Raw genomic sequence first — 22857 nt, 5'->3', positions numbered from 1 at the left:
TGCATTCTCCGCACACTTTTCCCGTGCTTTCGTAAACACGATCGTGTCCTGTGGCGCGGTGTAGCTGGCGGTGGATCACCGCGTTCGCCGGCGAGAGCCCGGTCAGCTAGGCGTGAGGCTGACGCTCGGGATCATCGGTCAACGGCGGGGGAGTGTTCGATGATGCAGGCTATCCCAAACACTTATCCTGACCACTGACGAGAAGCAGCGCGATGTATGGATGCAGGCGTCCTTGATTGGCGGCATGCCTGGTGGTGATGCTGTTGAGGTTGCACATGGAGAACACCAGCCTCGCGACCTACTCGACCTCGATCATCCGCCCCTTGGTGGCGCGCAAGCTGCGAACATAATAGCCTTGTGCCTGAACGGCTGACTTGATTTCGTCGCTGACCTTGAGAACTCGTTTCCTGCTCTTGCGCCACTTATGCGCCGAGTAAAGCACGGGTACGGCAGAGTCTGTACCTAGAACAAGCAAGTCGCGCTTGTCATTGCGATAGACGTCAAACATTTTCCGCCCCCGCTGATCATATTGAACCTAAGAATGAAATATATTTTGTCGTCTCAATGGACGAGCTTAGTATCTCAAATGGCTGTGCAGGTTGTAAATCTGCAACGCCCCGCGACTTTTCCTCCCTGCGTTCCGGATTTGGAACGAGCTGATGCAAGCTTGGATCATCGCCAATTGCGCGCGCTAGGCAGTCGGTTCAGCGAAACCTTAAACTGCACGAGACAGCGGTTCTCAGGCTTCAGCCGGCCGCGCCAGTGCGGCGATGGCGCGTTGCGGATGTTGGTGACAGGCGAGCCGCCCGTGCTCGGTAGTGGTGACGCAACGCATCGCGGTCAACTCGTCGGTGTGCGGACCACCAGAGCCGGATAGTCCGGGAAGACTCCCGGCATTGCCAGCAGGTTTGCCGACATCTCGGTTGGCCCGACAACCCGATCCAATGCTGCTGCCCTTGTCCTCAATTGACATGGGGCTCGCTTATCGGGCACGCTTTACGTCCACATCCATGCTGGGGGAGGGTTTTACAGGTCCGCGCGGCGCCCGCCCGCAAACGCACAGCTTGCAAAACGATCGTCTGGTGCCCTCTTTGATGCCCCGACGGCACAACTGCTGAAGTTGACAGATGGCTCCATCGAGAATGGATACCGGCCGGCTCAATCACCACGTGGAGGATGATCTGTCCCGCACTCTTCCGCCCGCCGTCGCTCATCCACCGGCGGACGATCACGTCGCCGAAGACCGAGAGACGCAGCCATTCTCCGATCGAAGTGACAGTGCGCCCATAATTCATCCGCCCCAAGAGGCCCCTGCCCTGTCGTCCGCGACCTTCGATTCCGGGGTAACCGCAATTGCGATGTGGATGCAACGAGCACGCCGCATCTGGCGTGGGCACCTCCAGCGCGAACAACTTCCCGAGCTGACCGCAAGGCCGATCGCAAATATCGAGCGATGGTTGCTCGCATTGCTGAGCGTTGTCGTCATCGTCATCTGCGTTTCTGCGACCATAGTCTTCATGCAGGTCAAGTCGCTCAAAGCGGACATCGCAATCCTGCAACGCGATATCATTGCGCTTAAGCTACGCGTAGCCAGACTTGATCAGATCGCGAGCGCCAACGAGGCACGTGATAAGCCAAGCAGTGAAATACCGAAGCCGCCGGCGGAAACTCGTCCTGACCGGGCTTCGCTCAACCTATCGCGCGAAGAGATTCAGTTGATCCGGGACTATATCAAGCCTGCCCCAATCGCAGGCTCCGCAACTGAGTCCATCAAGGTCGGCGATCCCATCACGGGGCCGACGATTCCATTTCCGTCTCCGGTCACGGAGAAGGTGCGGAAACTGATCGGCGCGAGGTTTGCAATCAGAAACGGCACGATCATCATCGTCAGCAAGGACAGTCGGCAGGCTGACGCTGTGCTTGGACCGAATTGAGCCTTAGCTGGCCGACGTCCCGGCCGGCTCGCCTCCATCGCCAAGCAAATCAAGGCGTGTGAAGGCCGGCTATCATTTCCGTGGCAGCGGCGCGCGTCCAGCAAGACCCCACGCTCCTTGAAAGTACGCATACGATGAAGGCCGCGTGATTGACGCATGCGCGCGGGCACGACGAGCTCTATGATGGCATTGCCTGAAGATCAGGCGGCCTGCTGATCGGCGGGCGGGTCGCCTTGGCGCAGGAGCTTCCATTCCCACGGCAGCAGTTCGTGCAGACGCGATGCGGGAAGATCGGCGATCCGGGCGACGATATCGGCGAGCCAGGCCTTGGGATCGACGTCGTTGAGGCGACAGGTGGTGATCATCGTCAGCATGATGGCGGCACGGGCGGCGCCGCGCAGGCTGCCGGCGAAGGTCCAGTTTCGCCGTCCCAAGGCGATGCCTCTCAATGCGCGCTCAGCACAATTGTTGGTCAAGCAGATCCTGCCATCGTCGAGGAAGCGGGCGAAGTCGTCCCAGCGCCTGAGCATGTAATTCATAGCCTTCAGGACCTCGGAGGAGCGTGAGAGGGTTTCTCGCTCACGCAGCAACCAGGCGTGCATGTCCTCGAGAAGCGGCTTGCTCTTTTCCTGGCGCATGGCGCGCCGCTCGTCGGCGCCGCAGCCGTTGATGGCGCGCTCGATCTCGAACAACGCATCGAGGCGTCTGACCGCCTCCAGCGCGATCGGAGAGACCGGTTTACCCTTCTTACCTTTCCGGGCATTTTTCTCGATGTCAGCCAGCTCGAAGAAGCCCCGCCGCGCATGGGCGAAGCAAAACGCCGGCGTAATCGGCAGCACCTTCTTCTGCGGATCGAACAGCGGCTCGAAGCCGTTGTAGCAATCGGCTTGCAGGATACCGGCGAAGGCGGCCAGATGCTTCTGGGGATGCTCGCCTCGACGGTCGCTCGAGGCGTAATAGACCGCCGCCGGTGGCGCAGGCCCGGCGAAGGGCCGGTCATCCCGCACATATGTCCAAATCCGACCGGTCTTGCACTTGCCCTTCGCCAGGATGCGGATGGTGGTGTCGTCGCCATGAAGGCGCTCGGCCGCGAGCACATGACGCTCGATCAGGTGGAAGAGCGGCATGACGGCGAAGGTCCCGTGGCCGACCTGGTCGGCCAGCGTCGACAACGGCAGGTCGATCCCCTCGGCCTTAAAGCGCGTGCTCTGGCGGTTGAGCGGGATATGCATGCCGAACTTGTCGAACAGGATCGTCGCCAGCAATTGTGGGCCGATGAAGCCGCGCGGCGTGGCATGGAACGGCGCCGGCGGCTGGCTGATCTTCTCACAATCGCGGCAGGTGAACTTTTCGCGCACCGTCTCGATGACCTTGAAGCGACGCGGGATCTCCTCCAGCGTCTTGGTCACATCCTCGCCGATCTTCGCCAGCCGCGATCCGCCGCAGCAGGCGCAGCTCGTCGGAGCCTCGATAACGATGCGCTCGTGTTCGATGTCGTCCGGCCAGGGCTTGCGTACCGGCCGCTTGCGCGTGAAGGCGCGCACGCTCTGGGTCTTCGCCGCCGCGGCCTGAGCTGCAAGCTCATCCTCGCTCGCCGTGGTGGCGAGTTCTTCGAGTTCCAATTCCAACTGCTCGATCAGCCGCGCCGTACGCTCGGAGCGCTGCCCGTACAGTTCGCGCTTGAGCTTCTCGATCCGCAGCTCGAGATGCGCGATCAGCGCCGCATTGTCCGACAGCTCCGCCCGCGCGTTGGCCGCTTCGGCTTGCCAATTGATGGCTTCGGCCTGTACCCGGGTGACCTTCGCCGCGGCCGCATCGCGTTCGATCTCGACCCTCAGCCGCGATCTGCGTTCAGCCCGCAACGCCTCACGTTCGATCAACAGCGCCGCCTGGGCGCTGGCAAGATCCGAAGGAAGATCATCCGGCTTCAAACTCATGAAGCGAGTGAATCAGATTTTCCGGTAGGTTCAATCGCAGAATGCTATCCAACTCGCGTTGGACGCAAAGTTTCTTGAGGATTCCGCCAGTCGATCCCGGATAGCAGGTAAGAAAGCTGCGCCGGAGAGATCGTCACGGCTTCACCGGCAGCCGAAGGCCAGATGAATCTTCCTCTTTCGAGTCTTTTTGTAAACAGGCACGCTCCCTGAGAATCGTGCCAGATGATTTTTATCAGATCTGAACGGCGCCCCCTGAAGCAAAACAAATGCCCCCCAGTGGGTCATGCTTCAAGACCTCCTGCACCTGCAAAGCCAGGCTCGGAAAGCCGCGCCGCATATCGGTATGGCCCGTCGCCAGCCACACCCGCACGCCAGAGGGGATCGGAATCATCGCAGCGCCTTCAACACCGCCGACACCAGCAAGGGCGGCGCCGACCCGCAAATCCTGATCCGTCCGCTCCCCGTCAATTCCACCACGATCACTTCACCGGACGGTGCCGCTTCCTTGATCGGCTCCGCCTCAATCGCCGCTTCCACAAAGCCCTGGTCAGCAAGGTGCTGCCGAAGCCGACGCCGCCAGGTATAAATCAGACCCGTCGAAATATCGTGAGCCCGCGCAACCTGCGCCACACACGATCCCGGCGCAAAGGCCTCCGCAACGATCCGACACCGTTCATCCTCGCTCCAACGCCGCCGGCGTTCCGGCCTCGTAAGCACCGAAATCTGACCCATCAACCGCAACCGCTCTTAAGCTCGCTCTTAAACACGTGCTTATGAGTGCTCAATCCGCGTCTCAGAACAAGGCGGCCTTCATCGCGGGGCGTACCCTTGAAATCGCGAACCACGACGTCGATGAAGGCGGTGGCGCCAAGATCTATGTCAGGGGTAGCCATCGCCGCCATCTGTCAAGCATCAATCCAGCGTCACGGTTGGACACCCCACCGAAGAGATCCTGGAGACTTACGGGAAAGGGGCTTTCGTTCGGCTGACTGGCGCTGCAGGTTTTTGGCTTCGTCGAGGATCCGTTTGGTTTCGCACCGGGACCCGGCCGATAACGAGACCCCGGCTGGTCCTCGAGATCGCTTTTGGCGCGAGTCAAAACCTGCACGCCCGATTTTTCGGGGAGCCAAGAGTCTCCCACCTTGGCGAACCGGGCAAAGTTGAGGCGCATTCCCAAGTTCTAGCTCGACTTGAGCCGCTCAGCACGTTGGCCATGGGCTTCTTGTGCGCCAGCGGCAGGCGGAAGAACTAGGTCAGCATCTCCGCGATGTTCTCCTCGACCCAGCCAGTGAGGTGGGGATACTTGCCGCTCCATTTGTCGAGCCGCGGCGAGATCAAGCTCTGAGACTTTGGGCCGGTCGTGATCCCCGTCAGGAGTGGACCAGAGAGACCGGCCAGGCTCGGCAGATTGTTTCGGCGGGGGTTATATGCCGAGCCGCCCCTGCATCGTAAGCATCGCGGGTGGATCTCGCTTGGCTTCTGGCCATCGCACAGCCGAATATGAGCGTTCGGAGAATCGGTTTATGCTTGGTTCAGCCAAACCTCACGGGGGAAGCGGGGAATGGTCAGGCCCGGCGCGCGCGATCACCGGACAAAAGCGCGTCGGGCCGCGAGAATTAGATAGCCGGCCCGACCCCTGGGCGAAACTATCTCGCCTTGGTCGGTTCGCCCGCGGTGCGCACCAGGCGGTCCGCCTTCACCAGCACTCGATCCTCAGCCGGCTGCGGTCGCAGCCAAAAGCTGATCGCGACGAACGCCAGGCAAAACGCCAAGCCAACTGCCATCACGCGCCGGTGGGTGGGTCTATCGGCATTATGAAACGATGGGACCATTTGGCACCCTCATTCTAAGGCGGTCCTCGGGACACCATTCTAGTTGTCGGTCTGGGAAGCGATGAGGTTCAAAGCATAAGCCTCGCGGTCTAGCGGGCCTTTGAGGTTTGCGATCAGAAACGGCGTGACAGGGAAAACGCCACATTCCCAGGGGAACCGTCGATGAAGAGAATTGGCCGAAATACTTGAGAAACCCAACAAATCCAAGCATTGCGGCGCGCTGGCGTCGAACTCGGAGCAGGGAATTTTCGCTAGCGAACAGGGATTCTCTGCGGCGAGCAGGGGAAATCCGTTAACGTCCAATTCTCACACGCTTGTATCGCCGCACCCGGAAGCGGTCTGTTCTCAGCCTCGATTTGCAGACGAGAGGAGACCAGAACGGCAACCGAAAAGCGGGCTCGCGTTCGCTATGGAGGCATTTGGGCGGGCGCCACGGAACAGGCCGCCAGTGTCCAAAAGCGAACGGACCTGATTGCTGGATTATCCGAGGCTCAAGATGCGCGGTGATCCCGACCGCCAAGCAGTGTCCAGATGGCCCCAGCATTCAGGATTGGGGCTGGGCCGCGGAACGAACTGATGCCCACAAGGGGGAGGAATGGAAATGCAACATCACAGCATCGCAGACGTCAGCTGCGTTATTCTTCAATGCTTGGAGGCGTATCAAGCCGATAACGTTGAATCGCTCGTATTGAAGTGTTTTCCGGATATCGACCGGCACACGCTTTGGCAGGCCTACAATCTCGCCTTGGTCGCATACACGTCAGGCACGGACGTTAAGCACCAACAAAAGCAACAATCAGCCGCGCAATAACGCAGTTGGGAAAATGCACGGGCTGATCATAAGCGTTCTCTCGCGCCCTTTTCCGGTGGTTCGTAAACGGAGCGTGGAGCATCAGAGTGAAGCGTCTGGCGGTCGCGCCACGAGGCGTGGAAGGGTAGCGATTTGAATCGACGGCAGTACTTGCGAGGCGGAGGGGATCCCGCTCAGCTCTTCCGGCCGATCCTTCAAATTCTCCCAATGCGACCTTGAAGCGGCACTCGGGTTCATCGAGCAAGCAAGCGTTCCCGAGCGCGAGCCGGGTTAGGTCACGACGCATGTCCACAACCAGAGCCCGGGAAACCTTCCGCGTAGCGCCCTCACATATTTGAAGGCACTGCAAATGATGCGCTCAGGCCATCCCTTCCGTTGTGGAGGAGGTCCAGCTTTTTGGGGCGTGCGGCGCCGTGCCCGGGTCGTGGCCCGCTATTGGACAAACTCCACCCCGGCGAAAGCATCGCGATGCCATACGAGGCGGCAGGCGAAGCTCGTTCTAAAATCGTCGAACGATAGGTCGAAGTCGGTCAGTGTGATCGGAGTAACTTGTAGTAGTATGCCCGCGCCAAGAACTGAAAGGTTTCGCATTGCGCAAGGCGTCACTGTCGCACCGCCTGGGCAGCGAGATCATAACCATTTGGTCGACCGTCTTGCGTCTGGCCCGTCGCCGCTCAGCACCCGTCCATTCAACAGCCACTTTCGGCCTCCGAGGCTAGTAGCATCACATGGCGGGGCCGCCGACCCAGGGGACGGCGACCCCTCGCCGCGAAGGCGTCGATACGCGAAACGAGGACGACTTCGCGACTGCATTCAGCATCGGCGGTGAACCCGATCCGGGCAAGAACGTCCGTGCGTTAGTGTTACTTGGGCCGCCGCCTAAACTATACTTGCCCACTTCGCGGATCGGCCTCGTGAGACGATTTGATCAACAGTTCGCAGCGTCCGAACGAATTCAGACTGAAGACGTCGAGCGTGGGCCGCATCCTGTGGCTCTGACAACGACGCAATCTTCACGAGGAAGCGGTTCAATCGCGATGTGACGAGAAGATTGTCCGAGTGTTGCGAGCGCAAGCTCGTGATCTGTCGTCGCATCTCAACGAGGTCGAACCGGCCATCGTCGCGCTTATTCGACAAATGAAGCTCACACAGTTGCCGGACAACGAAGCCGCCGCGCCGAATATGATGGCGCGACAGCTTCGCCTGGGGTGCTCCCGGACGGGGGAAATGTCCGGTGCGGATAGGGTAGCGCTCCTCAGGCCCGATGCAACCGAAGACGCGGGTTAAGCTTGATGTCGCTGCGGCGAGTTAAGTCTGGAACAAGCGGCGGCAGCATGCCGGCGGGTCAAGTTCGGCGCCGTTGTCCAGCGACGTCCCAGCGAGCCCCTCCAGATCGTCGCCTAGCGGCTTGGCGCGGGTCGCGTCGCGGCGGATGGATTGCTCTTCGCAGGGACGTGCTTTGTGAAGCGGTCTTTCAATTGCCCAACTTGAGCACTTGACCCGCGGCGTAGGACGCTGAACGCGCAAGAGATCGACTGCAATAGCGCCGAAGAGGCTCTACAGCTGGGCTCCGCCGCGGTCGCGGACGACCCTGTCGAGGTTTGGTGCGCAGCCCGGCGTCTTGCTCGTTTTGAGCCGGACCCGAGCCAGAGGCGGCCAATTCCGCGCCTGCGCAAACGCTTGATCATAGCCGAACGCCGCGTCCGCGAAGGCGAGCAACATATCGCCAAGCAAGAGGAGATGATCGCTCAGCTCAAGCGAGAAGAGCGCGATCTCGCAATCGCGTTTTCCGTTCTGGATACCCTGATCGAGACCCAAGGCTTATTTGCAGGAACGGGATTTGCTGGTCGCCGAAGTGGTAAAGCGGTTTGGATAAGAGACTGGCGCAGTCACAGCTCACGATGGTTCTTGACCGTCACGGATTCCGTTCACGAGCCACGGGAACGCGCCGATCACGACCCAGTCGTAGAGAACGCTCGGTCGACGCCGTCCCGCAGGCAAGGTGGTCCGTCCTACTGTTGAGGATCGCCGATATCGAACGCGCCTAGACGGTAATCGTCACCCGCCGATTGCTCACTCGTCGGCCGCGCGACTAAGGTGAATGTCGCGCCTGGGTAGCGCGTCCACACCTCAATGTCATCTGAAGTGACGGTCAGATATCCGAAAAAGCACCTGTATCGTCCGGGCTCGGTTACACGGCCGACTTTGTCCCAATTGATCTTGTTAACGCGCATCGCTAGCTCCACTCGTTCTCAGGCAGCGAACCGGGCGGAGGTTTAAGTTCTTCGAGGCCGGCTTCGATCACCGCCAGTTCATCCTGGATCGCTCTGATCGCGTTTTCCGGGTTGATGCCTGATACAGTTTGCAGCTGAGCAAGCATGGCGCGGCGATGCGCCAACAAGTCCGTTAGAGCCTGACGGGCCTGCACCTTGACGTAGCCCGCGACGATCAATTCCATTGCCTTCGACATGGGGTTCTCAATTCGGCAAGGGGCTCAAAGTAAATTGTCGGGCGTGATGCTGGCGTGTTAGCGAGCGAGGCAAACCGCCGCAAAGCCGGCTTGGCTTCGATTTCCTCGGGGGTATCGCGTCGCTCGGCCCACCCATTTTCGTAGAAGCGCCAATTTCGTGGCGCTAGCGTCGCACCTCAATATTTAGGATCAGTTACGCCCGGCTGACAGTAATTCCGTCTGAGTGCCGCCTCAACGGTTCGACTTCAAAGGAGGTGTCCCGCGACTTCGGATAGGCTCTGCCCCATGCCGAGCTATATCACTGGGCCATTGCGTGAATATCCCGGCTTTTTTGCTCACTCGCCCGTGCTGCTTGTGGAAGCGCTGCAAACGGCCATAGATCGCTTGCCGCGTGCGGCCCAGTCGTTCGCCAGCCTCCTCGGCTGTGGCGCCTTCCCGAAGAAGCGCAAACAATTTCGCCTCTTCGCCCAGCGACCAGGGCCGCGTTATTGTTCGGTCATTCGCCATCGGCTGCCCTACAGGCAATCATGCTGTTTTTAGTGCGCGCGCTGTTTAGACGGGGGCAGCGCCGGCTGCCGCGGCTTCTCACGAAACCCTACCCGGGCGCTCGGTACGCGGGGTGGTTAGCAAGCGGGAAGCCTCAGGGGTGTGATTGCCGCGCACCATTGATGCCGGCAGGAGGGCGTAGCTCCGCCTGAGCGTCGGCAAAAACCATTCGCCCGTGTCCTCGTGATCCATACCGAAAGAAAATATCTCGGATGCGTTTAGAAAAAGTTGCCGTTCTACACGTGCGAACGAGGCAGCGAAACGCGCTGCTCGGCATCATCTGAAAACTTCAAGAACGTTGGAAGCAGCCGTCAAAGGCGAGCGGCGCTTGGCCGATGCCCTTTTGCAAACGAGCCTACGCGGCGACATCAAATGTTGCGATTAACGTCCGCATGTCTAGCGCCAAATCGCGGTAGCGCTTGGCCAGCTTCTGGTATAGCTCGCGCTCACTTCCGCCCGATCGATCGGCGATCAACTCGCATTCGATTGCGAGGCTTTCAAAACGTTCCAGCTTGGCTTGGAAAGCAGACATTAGAACCCCCAAACTCATCACAAAGGGAGGGCGACCCTAATCGTGCGATTAGTTCCCAGCAAACATTGTTATGAGCAATAACTGCTCTGCTGAGCCACGCGGGCAGTCGCCGCCGCTTGCCCACTTCGAAAATTGATGACCTTCAGTAAGTGTTTGGATAGCCTGCATCATGGATCACTCCCAATTGTGGGTTAGAGCCGCGGCGGAAGGTACCACTTCGACTCCGCTTGCATTTTCGGTACGTCTTAATGAATAAGCCAATTAAGGTGCACCCAAGCAAGAGGCGCGGTCGTCCGGCGACGGGCAAGGATCCGCTGGTAAGTGCACGGTTACCCAAAAACCTCATCACGGCAATCGAGGCATTGGCCGAAAATCAGAAGATCAGCAGGTCCGACGCCGTTCGCCGATTAATTGAAAGCGGGCTGCAGGCTTGGATAGAGGATCAACGGTGACAGCCATCCGTCCCGTGACGAGCGAGCAAGAAGCTGCCGTCAAGCAGCTTCTCAGGGGGGGCCTCCAAACGCATCCGTCCAAGTCGGGCCTTCTCGATTGTGCCTCATGGCAGAGAGACGGATGCGAACCGCGAGTTTGCATCCGACCGCGGTGCGGACAACGTGATTTGGTTTTCCGTTGCTCTTCCCGCGTTCGTAATCGTTTATGTGATCTGGCTAAAGATTGGCGGGATCTGAAGGAAATGATCGTGAACGCGTTCCAGGAGCGTCGAGGAAGATGGCGCCGAAGCTAAAACCAAGCCCTCGCAAGCTTGCTTAGGCGAGACGACAACATAAGGGAACGGATCAAGATCACGGAAAGGCTGTAGCCGCAAGTTCCGAACAAAGGCTGGTGGCTTTCGCATCCAACTCGTGAAGGAGGAGTCGGAATGCGTTTCACGCTCGCGTGGGTATTACTGGCGGTCGGGCATGCACAGGCTGCAACATGGAATTCGCAGGATTGCGACTTCGTGGAGCTGTTCTTTCAGGAGTGCGCCAAGGGACCGCAGCAAACGGGACAGTTCGGCGAGCAGTGCCTCGGGACTGCATCCGAGAGCGAGGCCAGCGGATTGATGAAGTTCGAGCAACGTCACCCCGAGTTTCGTATCCGGCACCTCGACAAAGTCTGCAAGCGGGTCTGCGATCAGGAGATCACCGCCGACAAAGCCACCCGGCAATTCTGCCATCGTAGCCGATCGTGAAGCAGCGGGTTAGAGCGGTAGTAACGATGAATTAGGAAATCCGAACTAAGCTATTTACGTTCGAGTCGCACACTCGGACACCTTTCGGTAAAAGCGTACGGCCTCAGCTCCGTTCCTCAGCCCGGAGCTGAGGTCATCGCGCCAATCACGCTACCAACAAAATTGGCGTTCAACGAATTACCTTATTGGCCGATGATCGCAGGCTCCCGCGGGAGGCAGCTTCCTCCTCGTCGCCGCCGACCGCCTCCACAAGTAACCCGCCCGACACCAATCGCGATTGTCGTAGAGCTTGCGCTGTAGACTTAGCGGGTGCCATACGCATGGATATGGAGCCGCTCGCGACGGGCGGGTCGGCTTTTCTCTGGCGGTTAAATCGGGATCCGCTAACAAGCAGAAGTTGTCGGCCTCAGCTTCGTCCCGTTGCAAACATGTTGCCCATCCCAGGGCGCCTGCTAGGTCATGCCGCTCCTCATCAATGCTCAGCGTCACTGGCATCAAATGGATAGGTTCAACTGCGGTACCAGCCGTAGTGGAGAATGGCGGCTTGGCTGATCGTGATGCTGTTGAGGTTGCACGTGGCGAACACCAGCTCACTGGCGACCTACTCGACCTCGATCATCCGCTCTTTGGTGGCGCGCAAGCTGCGAACATAATAGCCTTGTGCCTGAACGGCTGACTTGATTTCGTCGCTGACCTTGACAACTCGTTTCCTGCTCTTGCGCCACTTATGTGCCGAGTAAAGCACGGGTACGGCAGAGCCTGTACCTAGAACAAGCAAGTCGCGCTTGTCATTGCGATAGATGTCAAACATTTTCCGCCCCCACTGATTATATTGAACCAAGAATGAAATATATTTTGTCGTCTCAATGGATGAGCTTAGTATCTCAAATGGCTGTGCAGGTTGTAAATCTGCAACGCCCGCGATTTTTCCTCCCAGCGTTCCGGATTTGGAACGAGCTGACGCAAGCCCGAATAATAAACCTTAAACTGCACGAGACAGCGGTCCTCAGGCTTCAGCCAGCCGCGCCAGTGCGGCGATGAGGCCGGTTGCGGATGTCGGTGACACGGGCCGGCCGTGCGCTGTGATGGGGGCTGCTCGGAATAGTGTCGATAGCCTAAGGATTCGGAAACGCCCCTCGCTTAGATACTAGCCCCTTGAAAGAAGGGCGTGCTTTTCGACGAGATGCCAAGAGGCCCAGCCGCACGCTACCGCTATCACCGGGACGGGCCGGCGTCGGCGCTGGTCGGCCGATGCCAAGGCGGCGATTGTTGCGGAGAGTTTTGTGCAAACTGCAAGCGTGTCCGCGGTGGCGCGGCTCCAAGTCTGTTGTTTCTCTGGCGTCGCCAGGGCGCGCGGGGACAGAGGCAATGCCAGCTGGCTTTGTGCCGGTCGCGATCGCTGGCCGCGGAGGCCAATTGCTGACCGAGGAGCAGGCGGCGATGGAGATCGAGCTCGGCGCGGTTCGCGCCGAGACCATTGGTCAGGCAGCGAGAATTGCTGCTCGATCGGTGGATCGTGGCGAGCGAGGTCCTCGACCCGGGCCCGCACCCGCCGCAGCGCGGCTTCCGCCGCAAGGCGCTCACCAGCAGTTCCGGCCCCCACGAACAACGCTTCGATCTTCCGAAGCTTCTCGCGCAGCTGCGACTCGCTGCTCATTCTGATCCCCGTCCGTTCCGAACCGGGATCACCCCATCACCGCGCAACGGCAGCGTCAATCATCCCGACCGCGCTATCCAGAGCAAAGGGGCAAACGTCGCCCGACCATCATTTCCCTGCGAACAGGGACAATTACAGGGAAAACGCCACACTGCGAGGGGAGCCGTCGATGAAGGGAATTGGCCGAAGTACTTGAGAAACCCAACAAATCGAAGCATCGCGGCGCGCTGGCGTCGGAATCGGAGCAGGGAATTTTCGCTAGCGAACAGGGAATCTGCCCGCCGCGAGCAGGGAAAATCCGTGAACGTCCAGTTCTCACACGCTTGGTATCGCCGCAACCCTGACGCGATCTGTTCTCAGCCTCGATTTGCAGACGAGAGGAGACCAGAGCGGCAACCGAGAAGCGGGGCCGCGTTCGCTATGATGAGGCATTTGGGCGGGACCAGTGCCGCCAGTGTCCAAAAGCGAACAACCTGATTGCTGGATTATCCGAGGCTCAAGATGCGCGGTGATCCCATGACCGCCAAGCAGCGTCCAGATGGCCCCAGCATTCAGGATTGGGCTGGGCCGCGGAACGAACTGATGCCTGGCTCAGATAGATCCCTACAGCGCATGATGCACGGTCGTCTCGACGAACTCTTGCTGTAGAATTGGCAACCAATAACCTAAACCCCTGCAAGGAGCAGACATTTTCCACGGGAAATCCGTAAGGGTTCAATTCTCACTGAGAATCCCGGTGACTCCGGGACCGCGGAGCGACCTCGATTTCGACCGCAGCGCAGTGGAGGACCGTGGTTGCCCGGAGTTGCACAACCGTCATTGCGCGAGCGATTGTGGCTGTTGCGACTATCAAACGTCGGCCCGCAATGCGGGGGCCGAGCTGATGCCTGGGCTCGAAGCGAAATCGGACGGGACGATGATACTCCTGCGTGGCTATGGACAAGTGTACAACACGAACGCCGGACGGGCCGATTGCGGCGAAGGCTTTCTGCTCAGCGACGACCAATTTGCCGATATGATAAGCACCCTCCCTGGCCGGCTTCGGGATAACTGCGAGGCTAAATTTCGCGCCGAAGTGGAGTGGTTGCGCGAAGTCTTCATTCAGGCTGAACGGCAGCGTGAGCAGCAAGTAACCCGGGCCCGGAGCCATCAGGCGCTGGGCCGGATCGTCCAGCACGTCGGCCATCTCCTCGCCTGCGCGGAGCAGCTTGACTTCGATTGGCTCACGCAGCATGCGCCGACCGAAGCTGCGCGCGGCCTGGGCGTCTTCTACTTGTTTCCGGGACGACTGCGAGCGCTTTCCGAAAGCGCCAGGCGCAAGGCGCGGCAAGGTGACAACGCGCAGCTCCTGAGTTTGGCGGATGCGGCCGATCATCTCGCAGACGAGCTGGTGCTGCTGGATCAGGCTTCAGAGGACAACATTCATCGGGAGTTGCCTGACAACGACGACTACGACGTGCATCATCTGGCCGATGCGATCCGCATCGCGCAGCGACTTGAGCTCGCGGCTCGAACCGCGCTTGAAAAGAGCAAGAAAAAGGCGGCCCGCTTCCGCGTCCGACGCGGCGGCAGGTGGTGATTTGGCTGGCCGACCTGGTGGAGCGGTATGGCTGCAGATTCAGCCACAGCCCTTACGACGGATTAAGGTATGATGGCAGTCCGCAGACGCCCGCTGGACAATTCGTTTTGAAATTCTTGCAAACCTGCACGCCCCTCACCCCGCAAGCGGCAAGCAGCATCATGGCCGCGGCGATCAGATATAGAAATCGCCCCGATAGATCGGAGATGAGGACTTTCTAAGTGCGCCAGGCCGGCCTTCCGCCAATATGCTGATGGCATATTGCAACCGTGGAGGCCCTCTTGACGAACAGCACGCGACCAACCAATGGCGATGCACTCCGCCATGACCTAAAGCCCGTTCCCGTCCCGATCGGCGAGCTCAAGCCGCTAGGCCGTCAATCCCGACGCCATCCGCAACACCAAATCGCCAAGCTGGTGGAGAGCTTACGGGAGTTCGGTTTCGTTCTGCCGATTGTCGTCGACGCCATGCGCCGGGTGGTCGCGGGCTGGGCACTGGTGCTCGCAGCCCAGCTCCTCGGTCTGGACGTCGTGCCCGCCGTGACCATTGTCGATCTCAGCGAGGTGCAGCTGCGGATGCTGAAGCTGACGCTCAACCGCCTGGCCGAGGACGCCAGCTGGGATGTCCAGGCCCTACGCCTCGAATTGACCGAGCTTCTGACCATCGACCCTCAAATCGACCTGCAATTGACCGGATTTTCGACCGGAGAACTCGATGTTGCCGTTTCGGATTCAGACGATTTGGAAGATGAGCTGCCGCCAACCGAGCCTGGCCCAGCAATCACCCAGCCGGGCGACATCTGGATTCTGGAAAAGCATCGTGTCATCTGCGCTGACGCCCTGCAGGCGCAGAGCTACCTGCGGCTGCTGGAGCGCGAGCATGCCCGCATGATCTTTGCCGATCCGCCCTACAACGTGCCGATCGATGGCCATGCCTCCGGATTGGGCAAAACCAAGCACCGCGACTTTGCGATGGCCTCGGGAGAAATGTCTAGCGCCGAGTTCGAGGCGTTCCTGGCCGCATTCTGTGCGCTGGCCTGTGAGCACGCGGTCGATGGCTCACTGCACTTCATTTGCATGGATTGGCGCGGCGTAGGCCAACTGCTCAACGCAACCGGTCCCATCTACGATGAACAGCTCAATTTGTGCGTTTGGAACAAGCCACGCCCTGGCATGGGGAGTTTTTACCGGTCCAAACATGAACTGATTTCCATTTTCAAGAAGGGCCGCGCACCGCACATCAACAATGTTCAGCTCGGCCGCAATGGTCGCAACCGCTGTAACGTGTGGGATTACCAAAACAGCTGGGCACAATCGCGGAAATCCAAGCTCTCCCTGCACCCGACAGTCAAGCCGGTCGCGCTCATTGCCGACGCGATCCGCGATTGCACCAACGAGCATGACATCGTGCTCGATCCGTTCGGCGGCGTCGGCACCACGCTAATCGCAGCGGAGCGGACGCGGCGATGGGCGCGGCTGATCGAAATCGATCCTGGCAACGTCGATGTCACGATCCGCCGCTGGCAGCATCTGACGGGCAAGGTGGCGATGCACGCCGAGACCGACGAGCCGTTCGGCCAGACCCGCACCGCGAAGCTGGAGCGCGCCCGTGGCTAAAAAATCGGACAAGGGCCTTGGCTATGGCCGGCCGCCGCAGCACAGCCGTTTCAAGCCGGGTCAGTCCGGAAACCCGCGCGGGCGCCCAAAGGGCAGCTTGAATTTTACCACCGACCTCAAGAACACCCTGCTGGCCCCAGTCGCGTTGAATGACGGCGGCAAGTCACGACGCGTCACCACCCAAAAAGGCGGCCTTGCTTCGCCTCAGGGAAAAAGCCCTGAAAGGCGACGTCAGGGCGCTCGAAAAATTGCTCTCCTACGCGATGGCCATGAGCAGCAACGCCGCGGAGGACACCACGAGGAGCCCGTCGACGGACGATGAGGCCATCCTGGACGCCTTTCGACAGCAGATCTTGGCAGATGCGAATGCTGCGGCTGCGACCCAGCGCGATGAGGAGGACGGCACATGATGCCGGTTGTGGCGGCGCTGCTACGAACCGATCTCCGGTATTTCATCCAGCGGGCCTTCACGACCGTTTTTCCCGGCAGCGAATATCTGTCGAACTGGCACATCGAGGCCATCGTCTACCAGCTCATGCGGGTCCAGGCCGACGAATGCCGTCGGCTTCTCATCAACCAGCCGCCGCGGTCGCTCAAGTCGTTGTCGGTCTCGGTCGCGTTCGTCGCCTGGCTGCTGGGTCACGACCCTAGCCGCCGGATCATCGTGGTCAGCTATGCCAGCGAGCTGTCCGCCGAGTTGCACCGCCTGTTCAGAATGGTGATCGAATCGGCTTGGTATCAAGAGCTGTTTCCGGCCATGCGCGCGGCCAAGGATAGCGGCACCGAACTCGTGACGACGGCCGGGGGCAGCCGCTACGCCACCACGGTCGGGGGCACGCTGACCGGCCGGGGCGCGGACCTCATCATCATCGATGATCCGCTCAAGGCGGAGGAGGCGATGTCGGAGCCCGGACGCAAACGCGTGATCGACTGGTTTGGCGGCACCTTGGTCTCGCGCTTGAACGACAAGGAAACCGGCCGCATCATCGTGGTGATGCAGCGCCTGCACGAAGACGATCTCGCAGGTCATCTGTTGCAAGCGGGCGGATGGCATCACCTCGACCTGCCGGCCATCGCCGTCGAAGATAGCGACACCGCCGTCGGCAGAGATCGGGTGTTTCGCCGCCGGGCCGGTGACCTTCTGCACCCGCGGCGCGAAAGCAAGCTGGTGTTGGAGCGGATCAAGGCCGAAATCGGCAGCCTGCAATTCTCGGCGCAATACCAGCAAAGGCCGGTGCCGCTCGAAGGCAATCTGATCAAGCGGGACTGGTTTCGCTGGTACGACCAAGTGCCGCCCGCTCGCGCAGCCGACCATGTCGTCCAAAGCTGGGATACCGCCATGATGACGGGAAATACGAACGACTATTCGGTCTGTACCACCTGGCGCGTCGTGAAAAAGGACTACTACCTGCTCGAGCTATGCAGGGTTCGGCAACAATATCCCGATCTCAGGCGGACCGTGGTCGGGCTGGCGGCAAAACATAGGGCGGACGCGGTTTTGATCGAGGATGCCGGTCCCGGCATGATGATGCTGCAAGACCTGCAACGGGATACGCCGGCCGGCATGCCGCGTCCGATCGGCATCAAGCCGGAAGGCAGCAAAGCCGATCGCATGGCGGCACAATCCTTCCGGATCGAGGCGGGACAAGTACATCTGCCCGCAAATGCCGCATGGCTCGACGACTATTTGCTAGAACTGCTGGCGTTTCCGCACGGCAAACACGACGACCAGGTTGACAGCACCTCGCAATTTCTGAAGTGGGTGGGCAATCATTCCATGTTCGACGATATCGAGCTCAATATCATCTCGGTTGGGCGCGAGGACTATGATTATCGCTACCCATAGCCAGCCGGTTGTCATGCGTGTTCATGCGTCGTCGCGCTCTTCTCCAGAACGAAGCCAATTGCGTTGGGTCTCGCGGGCTTAGCCGTCCTTTGACCTCAGCGACCGAAGTACGCGCTTCTGCATTGCCAGTGCGCTGCGCTCGTAGCGCACCAGCCCATTAAGCCGCTTCGCGATGGCGCTGGTGCCGCCGTCCAATAGATCGGCCAACATCGCTTGGCGGACGGTTCGTACCCGCCACAAGTCGCGCTTGGCCTGTGCGACGGCGGCTGCCGCTTCCGATCCGATCTCAGATGCGAGGCCAGCGCGAATTGCCATCATCAGGGTCGCGGACTCGAGGTCGTCGCCTTCGCAGCTCCTGGCGAGGCCATGACGCAAAGCGTTGCGGCCGGACTTTGCTTTTCCCGCCAACGTTTTCGGACCGGTGCTGCGCCTGGCGTTGGCGCGATTGGCTTCGATTTGTCGGTTGGACGCCATCGTCGCGGGTCTCAGGTTGCGGCCTTCTGCCGGCCTCCAAGGCTCGCTCCAAAGCGCCGTGATATCAAGGATTTACGACCCAAAAAGAGCAAGAATCTTGCTGCAGAAAGCACTGGCATTCCCACGCCAAAGGAGCGTTACTGAGTCGGACCGGGCGCCTGAACGCCCCGGTATCTCCCCTCGCGATCGCGGGGCTTTTGGTGGTGCGGCAGCAAGCCGCGTCAGACCTTAAGGAGATACCGGTGGCCACGATCGCAGCCCATGGCGCCGAGGCGCCACATCACGTCATCAAGTTCGACCCCATTGACCGGCGCGCCTTTATCGGCGGCTCCGATGCCCGCATCATCATGGGCAACGATCAGGACGATCTCACGCGGCTGTGGCGGGAAAAGCGCGGCGAGATCGCGCCGCAGGATCTTGCGCACAACCTGATCGTGCAGCTCGGCACCGTCACCGAAGACCTCAACAGGACCTGGTACCAGCGCGCCTCGGGTCAGACCGTCACCGACATTCAGAAGCGGGTGCGGCATCCGGTCCACCGCTGGATGGCGGCCACATTGGATGGCATTGTCGCAGAAACCGGCGCGGTGTTCGAGGCCAAGTTCATGCTGCCCTGGGCCTTCACCGAGGAGGCCGCCGCCGAGAAGCATATGGCGCAGCTGCAGCACAACATGTGGGTGGTCGCCGCCCGCACTTCAGTGCTGTCGATCATCACCGGCGGCGGCAAATGGGTTGAGCTCACCCTCCACGCCGATCCACTCTACCAGCACCTGCTGCTTACGGCGGAAAAGAAGTTCTGGCGCTGCGTGCAGAGTGGCGAGCCGCCGCTCCTATTCGGGATCGAGCCGCCGCGGCCGCGGCTGGCCGCGGTCAAGGTCGTCGACATGACCGCGTCCAATCTGTGGGCCGAGTGCGCGGCGACCTATTTGCGCACCCGCGCCGCCCATGGCGAGCACGAACTGGCCAAGTCGGAGCTGAAGAAGCTGATGCCCGAAGACGCCAAGGAGGCGATCGGCCACGGCGTTCGCGCCAAGCGCACCAAATCCGGCGCCATCAGCTTTGACCCGGTTGAGATGGAGGCCGTCCATGCACCAGGCCAGTGAGCATATCGGGCAGATCGCCGCCGCGCTGGCCCGCGCCCAGGCCGAGCTGACCAACCCGGAAAAACCCTGACGGCTCAGATCCGCTCGCCCTTTCTGCGCGATGACGATCGGTCCTTTCGCTACGCCTCGCTGGCGTCGGGCCTCGACATCGTGCGCAAGACCTTAAGCCAGCAGGAAATCGCCACCATCCAGACCACCCGAGTGGAGACGGCCACCGGCACCATTCAGCTCACCACCCTGCTCGCCCATGCCTCCGGCGAGTGGATCTCCTCGGACTGGCCGGTCTGCGCGCTCAAGGACGTCGAGGCGCCGCACCGCATGGGCGCGGCGCTGACCTATGCGCGCCGCTATGCCCTGTTCGCGCTGGTCGGGATTACCGGCGAGGATGATCTCGACGCCCCCGACGCGGTCGCCGCCCCGCCCGCCGCGGTGCCGCACCCGGCGTCTGCTGCGAAAGCCAAGCCCAGCAAGGGCGTGCTCAACCGCGCGCCGGTGCTGAGGCCACCTGACTCCGCTGACCTTCGGGAGCAGCTGTTAGGCCAGCTCGCAGCCCTGCGCGAGGGAGAGGAGCTGCTGGCCTGGGCCAAGGCCAGCCTGCCGCTCAAGAACACCCTGCTGGCGACGGACGCCCGGATCGTCGAGGCCGCCTACCAGACCTGCCTGGAGGAGGCCGGCCGGCCCAGGCCCAGCAGGGGCGAACACGCGCCCGCCGCCGACCGCGAGCCAAGCCCGTCGGCAGAGCCGCTCCCGGCAGCGACAGAGGCTGCGCTGCAGCCGACTCTGCCCGCGCAGGCCCATCCCAAGGAGCCACCCCGCAAGCGCAGCAAGGCGCACCTGCTATTCGTCTGCGGGCAGCCTTGCCTGGTTTGCCAGCAAACCCCGTGCGATGCCCACCACCTGAAGTTTGCCCAGCCCCGGGCGCTCGGCCGCAAGGTCGGCGACGAGTTCACGGTGCCGTTGTGCCGCGCTCATCACCAGGAGCTGCACCGGCACGGTAACGAGCGCGCTTGGTGGTCCAACCTGCAGATCTCGCCGCTGCCCATCGCGCAAGAGCTGTGGGCGGCGAACCCCGCCCACAATCCGGCCCGCGTCACAAGTGCGGTCTTTCCTGTAAACCTCGGTTCGGAGGCCGCATCGCAATGAACGGACCCTTCCAAACGGCGCAACAGCTGACCCCGACCGCGCTGCCGGTCGAGTTCGATATGTTGGCGCCGCCCCCCAATTGCTGCCCGGCGAGAGCCTAGACCAGTACCATGCGCTGCGGCAGGCGATCTTTGCCGACCTCGCACCTCGATCCGCCATCGAATGGCTGCTCGCCATCGATGTTGCCGAACTGTCCTGGGAAATCCAACGCTATCGCGTGCTGCGTCACAAGGTCTTAGAGACCTATCGTCAAAAGGCAATCGAAGCTGCGCTTCGCAGCATCGACATGGTTGGGATCGCTCCCGGGTTCGAGGATGAGGCCGAGTACTACACTTTGCAAAACGCCCACAGCTGGCGGATTGATGCAGCGGCTGCAACCGAGATCGACACGCGTCTCGCTAACTATGGCTTCGATCAACACGCCATCAACACCGAAGTCTATGTGCAGGCGCGCGAGATGTTCGTGCTGTTCGAGGGCCTGCTTAATGCCGCCCAAACCAAACGCATACTGCTCCTCCGCGAGATCAGGAATCAGCGCCTCGCGGATGGGGCGATGCGCCCGCGGCAGTGACGCAACTCAACGAAAAGCACAGCCTGCGTGCAGGCAGTGGGCAACCGAGTAGCACTTCCCCTGACATATCACACCACGCTCCCGTCTCGAACGTTTGGAGCGTGATCATAGTCGCTTGCTCGTCTCGACTAGGCGAACGGGTTGACTGCTGCTCTCGAACTTGAGGTGAACACCTTACTGGCCCGCCCGTTGGGGAGGTGCGCCTCAGTCGTCCCAGAGGCGCTTTCCGCACCCGCATTCGAACATGTGGGTGATGCCTCCGCTATCAGAGTCCACCACTGTTCGCACAAGCTTCATTTTCTTGCCGCAGATGCCGCAGGTTCTGCTGGAGTTGTCCGCGACAACGCAAATCTTCTCCGCGCGAAATATTTCCATGACCCCGCCCCTCATCCAAGGTGACCGTGGTGGAGATTACAACGCGGTTGCAGCAGGGAAACTGGAGGAAATGGGGTACGAAGTCGCGACAAAATTGCGACTGTACGCAGAGCGAAATAAGATGCGTGACCTCTACGACCCTTAAATCGGGGTACCTCATTCGGAGTAAATGCGTGATCAGATCTCGGGGCTAATGTAATCCCTGTGCAGGACAGTTGGTCGTTGGGCACCATCGAACAGAACGGTGATGCCCGTAGTACGGGGGCTCACGTTGACAACGACGCCAACCTTGCCAGCCAGTTCTGGGCAACGACTTGTTCCGAGCTTGCTGATCTTGAAACGATTGCCGGCAGCAATGCTGTCTGTTTTCAAATCCATGGTTTGCCTCGCAAAAGAGAACAGGTCGTCTTGAGAAAGCGCAGATCAGTAGCAATATTCTTCAGAAATACCTCTGATTGTGGCCGCCATCAATTTTTTCGGCTTCACTATTTCGTTAGATGAGTCAGAGTCCTTGACGCAACAATCGCGCCTGCCGTCATTGGTTCCCACCGGCCCTTCGGCTGCCGGCGGTGCAGCGCACACGGTAGGTCCAGCAATAACGATGCCTTTGAGCGGATGAAATGAAAGTCTGGATATATACGAATACGCGCAAGAACGTTGGCGACCCACAGCACCTGAAGGTCTTTGCGACCAAGGAGGCCGCGCAGCCCTGGTTTAAGCAGAACGACCCTGAGGGCGTCGCATTCGCTTACGAGATCATGTTGGGCCGCCGTTACTTGGCTAAGACGCTCCTGGTGCTCTCGGTCCTGCTGCTTGGGATTGCCGATCTATTCACCACTAACATGATCCTCAACCTTGGCCTCGGCGAGTTGAACCCGTTCATGCATATTGCTCAGACGTGGCTAGGTTCTTGGTGGCTTATCCCGAAGCTTGGTTTGACCTATTTCATGATGTGGCTTCTTTGGCGTAGCAATAATCCTTACAACATCGCTCTCGTGGTGGCTTTCTGCTGCATGCCGGTACTGAACAATCTACTCATCATCGCAAGTTCACATTGAAGCGCTCACAGGCGACCTCACAGTCCCACGCTTGGCGTCACGCGAACCATTGCCCGGCGACGATGCCTTACTGATGCCGCGCCTTCGATTATAGAGCGGCGTCGTGGCGCTTTCGCCCTTCCGCGCATCCTACAGTTGGTGCGATCCCCTTGGACACTCCTGCTGTCTTCACCCGCAAATT

The 22857-nt window shown here is 60.4% G+C and carries 20 protein-coding genes and 2 pseudogenes; 12 read left to right on the top strand and 10 right to left on the bottom strand.

Annotated features, from left to right (window positions below; translation table 11 throughout):
* Positions 1–298: 298 nt before the first annotated feature.
* Positions 299–508, bottom strand: coding sequence for a hypothetical protein (locus AB8Z38_RS34930; RefSeq protein ID WP_369722075.1), 210 nt, complete (start codon positions 506–508; stop codon positions 299–301).
* A 634-nt stretch (positions 509–1142) separates the two neighbouring features.
* On the opposite strand from AB8Z38_RS34930, the gene AB8Z38_RS34925 reads away from it, so the two are divergent.
* Complete coding sequence (locus tag AB8Z38_RS34925) at positions 1143–1934, top strand: hypothetical protein (protein ID WP_369722074.1); 792 nt, start codon at positions 1143–1145, stop codon at positions 1932–1934.
* A 200-nt stretch (positions 1935–2134) separates the two neighbouring features.
* Here the strand turns inward: AB8Z38_RS34925 and AB8Z38_RS34920 are convergent, their stop codons facing one another.
* The 5 genes and pseudogenes from AB8Z38_RS34920 to AB8Z38_RS34900 form a co-directional block, all read right to left on the bottom strand.
* A complete protein-coding gene (locus AB8Z38_RS34920) occupies positions 2135–3871 on the bottom strand; it encodes an IS66 family transposase (protein WP_369722073.1) in 1737 nt (578 codons plus the stop codon).
* Between the two features lie 44 nt (positions 3872–3915).
* Positions 3916–4262: pseudogene (gene tnpB, locus AB8Z38_RS34915) on the bottom strand (IS66 family insertion sequence element accessory protein TnpB).
* A complete protein-coding gene (locus tag AB8Z38_RS34910; RefSeq protein ID WP_369722072.1) occupies positions 4259–4603 on the bottom strand; it encodes a transposase in 345 nt (114 codons plus the stop codon). The pseudogene tnpB and the gene AB8Z38_RS34910 overlap by 4 nt, the downstream one beginning before the upstream one ends.
* A 3923-nt stretch (positions 4604–8526) precedes the next feature.
* The gene (locus AB8Z38_RS34905) at positions 8527–8748 is read right to left on the bottom strand and encodes a hypothetical protein (protein WP_369722071.1); all 222 of its coding nucleotides are present in this window, start codon (positions 8746–8748) and stop codon (positions 8527–8529) included.
* A 2-nt stretch (positions 8749–8750) separates the two neighbouring features.
* Positions 8751–8984 carry a hypothetical protein gene (locus tag AB8Z38_RS34900; protein ID WP_369722070.1) on the bottom strand — a complete coding sequence of 78 codons (234 nt, stop codon included), beginning with the start codon at positions 8982–8984 and terminating at the stop codon, positions 8751–8753.
* A 285-nt stretch (positions 8985–9269) separates the two neighbouring features.
* Here AB8Z38_RS34900 and AB8Z38_RS34895 point away from each other — a divergent pair, with 285 nt between their 5' ends.
* Positions 9270–9524, top strand: a complete 255-nt coding sequence (locus AB8Z38_RS34895) for a hypothetical protein (protein ID WP_369722069.1) — start codon at positions 9270–9272, stop codon at positions 9522–9524.
* A 361-nt stretch (positions 9525–9885) separates the two neighbouring features.
* On the opposite strand, the gene AB8Z38_RS34890 is transcribed toward AB8Z38_RS34895, so the two are convergent.
* The gene (locus tag AB8Z38_RS34890; protein ID WP_369722068.1) at positions 9886–10062 is read right to left on the bottom strand and encodes a hypothetical protein; all 177 of its coding nucleotides are present in this window, start codon (positions 10060–10062) and stop codon (positions 9886–9888) included.
* A gap of 248 nt (positions 10063–10310) precedes the next feature.
* Between AB8Z38_RS34890 and AB8Z38_RS34885 the strand changes: the two genes are divergently transcribed.
* Both AB8Z38_RS34885 and AB8Z38_RS34880 read left to right on the top strand, forming a co-directional pair.
* Positions 10311–10514 (top strand): ribbon-helix-helix protein, CopG family, encoded by a 204-nt coding sequence (locus AB8Z38_RS34885; RefSeq protein ID WP_369722067.1) that lies wholly within the window; start codon positions 10311–10313, stop codon positions 10512–10514.
* 428 nt (positions 10515–10942) lie between these two features.
* Positions 10943–11254 carry a hypothetical protein gene (locus AB8Z38_RS34880; protein WP_369722066.1) on the top strand — a complete coding sequence of 104 codons (312 nt, stop codon included), beginning with the start codon at positions 10943–10945 and terminating at the stop codon, positions 11252–11254.
* A 601-nt stretch (positions 11255–11855) separates the two neighbouring features.
* Here the strand turns inward: AB8Z38_RS34880 and AB8Z38_RS34875 are convergent.
* The gene (locus AB8Z38_RS34875) at positions 11856–12065 is read right to left on the bottom strand and encodes a hypothetical protein (protein ID WP_369722065.1); all 210 of its coding nucleotides are present in this window, start codon (positions 12063–12065) and stop codon (positions 11856–11858) included.
* 1582 nt (positions 12066–13647) lie between these two features.
* Between AB8Z38_RS34875 and AB8Z38_RS34870 the strand changes: the two genes are divergently transcribed.
* The 4 genes from AB8Z38_RS34870 (at position 13648) to terL (ending at position 17952) form a co-directional block, all read left to right on the top strand.
* Complete coding sequence (locus AB8Z38_RS34870; protein WP_369722064.1) at positions 13648–14490, top strand: hypothetical protein; 843 nt, start codon at positions 13648–13650, stop codon at positions 14488–14490.
* Between the two features lie 281 nt (positions 14491–14771).
* Positions 14772–16106: a site-specific DNA-methyltransferase gene (locus AB8Z38_RS34865; protein ID WP_369722063.1), complete on the top strand. Its 1335-nt coding sequence runs from the start codon at positions 14772–14774 to the stop codon at positions 16104–16106.
* Positions 16099–16428 carry a DUF5681 domain-containing protein gene (locus AB8Z38_RS34860; protein WP_369722061.1) on the top strand — a complete coding sequence of 110 codons (330 nt, stop codon included), beginning with the start codon at positions 16099–16101 and terminating at the stop codon, positions 16426–16428. The genes AB8Z38_RS34865 and AB8Z38_RS34860 overlap by 8 nt, the downstream gene beginning before the upstream one ends.
* A gap of 84 nt (positions 16429–16512) precedes the next feature.
* Positions 16513–17952 (top strand): phage terminase large subunit, encoded by a 1440-nt coding sequence (gene terL / locus AB8Z38_RS34855; protein WP_369722060.1) that lies wholly within the window; start codon positions 16513–16515, stop codon positions 17950–17952.
* Positions 17953–18030: 78 nt separating this feature from the next.
* Here terL and AB8Z38_RS34850 read toward each other — a convergent pair whose 3' ends face one another.
* Positions 18031–18426, bottom strand: coding sequence for a hypothetical protein (locus tag AB8Z38_RS34850; protein WP_369722059.1), 396 nt, complete (start codon positions 18424–18426; stop codon positions 18031–18033).
* Positions 18427–18668: 242 nt separating this feature from the next.
* Here AB8Z38_RS34850 and AB8Z38_RS34845 point away from each other — a divergent pair, with 242 nt between their 5' ends.
* The 3 genes and pseudogenes from AB8Z38_RS34845 (at position 18669) to AB8Z38_RS34835 (ending at position 21243) form a co-directional block, all read left to right on the top strand.
* Entirely contained in the window at positions 18669–19529 is an 861-nt protein-coding gene (locus tag AB8Z38_RS34845) for a YqaJ viral recombinase family protein (RefSeq protein ID WP_369722058.1), read from the top strand.
* Positions 19513–20672: pseudogene (locus AB8Z38_RS34840) on the top strand (ERF family protein). Before AB8Z38_RS34845 ends, AB8Z38_RS34840 begins: the two are co-directional and overlap by 17 nt.
* A gap of 79 nt (positions 20673–20751) precedes the next feature.
* The gene (locus AB8Z38_RS34835; protein ID WP_369722057.1) at positions 20752–21243 is read left to right on the top strand and encodes a hypothetical protein; all 492 of its coding nucleotides are present in this window, start codon (positions 20752–20754) and stop codon (positions 21241–21243) included.
* Between the two features lie 552 nt (positions 21244–21795).
* Here the strand turns inward: AB8Z38_RS34835 and AB8Z38_RS34830 are convergent.
* Positions 21796–21996, bottom strand: coding sequence for a hypothetical protein (locus AB8Z38_RS34830; protein ID WP_369722056.1), 201 nt, complete (start codon positions 21994–21996; stop codon positions 21796–21798).
* Positions 21997–22238: 242 nt separating this feature from the next.
* Here AB8Z38_RS34830 and AB8Z38_RS34825 point away from each other — a divergent pair, with 242 nt between their 5' ends.
* On the top strand, positions 22239–22676 hold the full coding sequence (locus tag AB8Z38_RS34825) for a DUF5658 family protein (protein WP_369722055.1): 438 nt from the start codon (positions 22239–22241) through the stop codon (positions 22674–22676).
* Positions 22677–22857: the final 181 nt, after the last annotated feature.

Origin of the sequence: Bradyrhizobium sp. LLZ17, assembly GCF_041200145.1 — a bacterium.
In the GTDB taxonomy this organism is placed as follows: Bacteria; Pseudomonadota; Alphaproteobacteria; order Rhizobiales; family Xanthobacteraceae; genus Bradyrhizobium.
Note: the sequence above shows the minus strand (reverse complement) of the source record. Positions and strands in the feature narration are given on the sequence as shown.

What these genes read in the sequence shown, in the direction of transcription:
- AB8Z38_RS34880 (WP_369722066.1), top strand. Translation starts at nt 10,943, where the DNA reads ATGCGTTTCACGCTCGCGTGGGTATTACTGGCGGTCGGGCATGCACAG.
- AB8Z38_RS34885 (WP_369722067.1), top strand. Translation starts at nt 10,311, where the DNA reads ATGAATAAGCCAATTAAGGTGCACCCAAGCAAGAGGCGCGGTCGTCCG.
- AB8Z38_RS34920 (WP_369722073.1), bottom strand. Translation starts at nt 3,871, where the DNA reads ATGAGTTTGAAGCCGGATGATCTTCCTTCGGATCTTGCCAGCGCCCAG.
- AB8Z38_RS34930 (WP_369722075.1), bottom strand. Translation starts at nt 508, where the DNA reads ATGTTTGACGTCTATCGCAATGACAAGCGCGACTTGCTTGTTCTAGGT.
- AB8Z38_RS34895 (WP_369722069.1), top strand. Translation starts at nt 9,270, where the DNA reads ATGCCGAGCTATATCACTGGGCCATTGCGTGAATATCCCGGCTTTTTT.
- AB8Z38_RS34925 (WP_369722074.1), top strand. Translation starts at nt 1,143, where the DNA reads ATGGATACCGGCCGGCTCAATCACCACGTGGAGGATGATCTGTCCCGC.
- AB8Z38_RS34875 (WP_369722065.1), bottom strand. Translation starts at nt 12,065, where the DNA reads ATGTTTGACATCTATCGCAATGACAAGCGCGACTTGCTTGTTCTAGGT.
- terL (WP_369722060.1), top strand. Translation starts at nt 16,513, where the DNA reads ATGATGCCGGTTGTGGCGGCGCTGCTACGAACCGATCTCCGGTATTTC.
- AB8Z38_RS34890 (WP_369722068.1), bottom strand. Translation starts at nt 10,062, where the DNA reads ATGTCTGCTTTCCAAGCCAAGCTGGAACGTTTTGAAAGCCTCGCAATC.
- AB8Z38_RS34900 (WP_369722070.1), bottom strand. Translation starts at nt 8,984, where the DNA reads ATGTCGAAGGCAATGGAATTGATCGTCGCGGGCTACGTCAAGGTGCAG.
- AB8Z38_RS34825 (WP_369722055.1), top strand. Translation starts at nt 22,239, where the DNA reads ATGAAAGTCTGGATATATACGAATACGCGCAAGAACGTTGGCGACCCA.
- AB8Z38_RS34850 (WP_369722059.1), bottom strand. Translation starts at nt 18,426, where the DNA reads ATGGCGTCCAACCGACAAATCGAAGCCAATCGCGCCAACGCCAGGCGC.
- AB8Z38_RS34830 (WP_369722056.1), bottom strand. Translation starts at nt 21,996, where the DNA reads ATGGATTTGAAAACAGACAGCATTGCTGCCGGCAATCGTTTCAAGATC.
- AB8Z38_RS34905 (WP_369722071.1), bottom strand. Translation starts at nt 8,748, where the DNA reads ATGCGCGTTAACAAGATCAATTGGGACAAAGTCGGCCGTGTAACCGAG.
- AB8Z38_RS34910 (WP_369722072.1), bottom strand. Translation starts at nt 4,603, where the DNA reads ATGGGTCAGATTTCGGTGCTTACGAGGCCGGAACGCCGGCGGCGTTGG.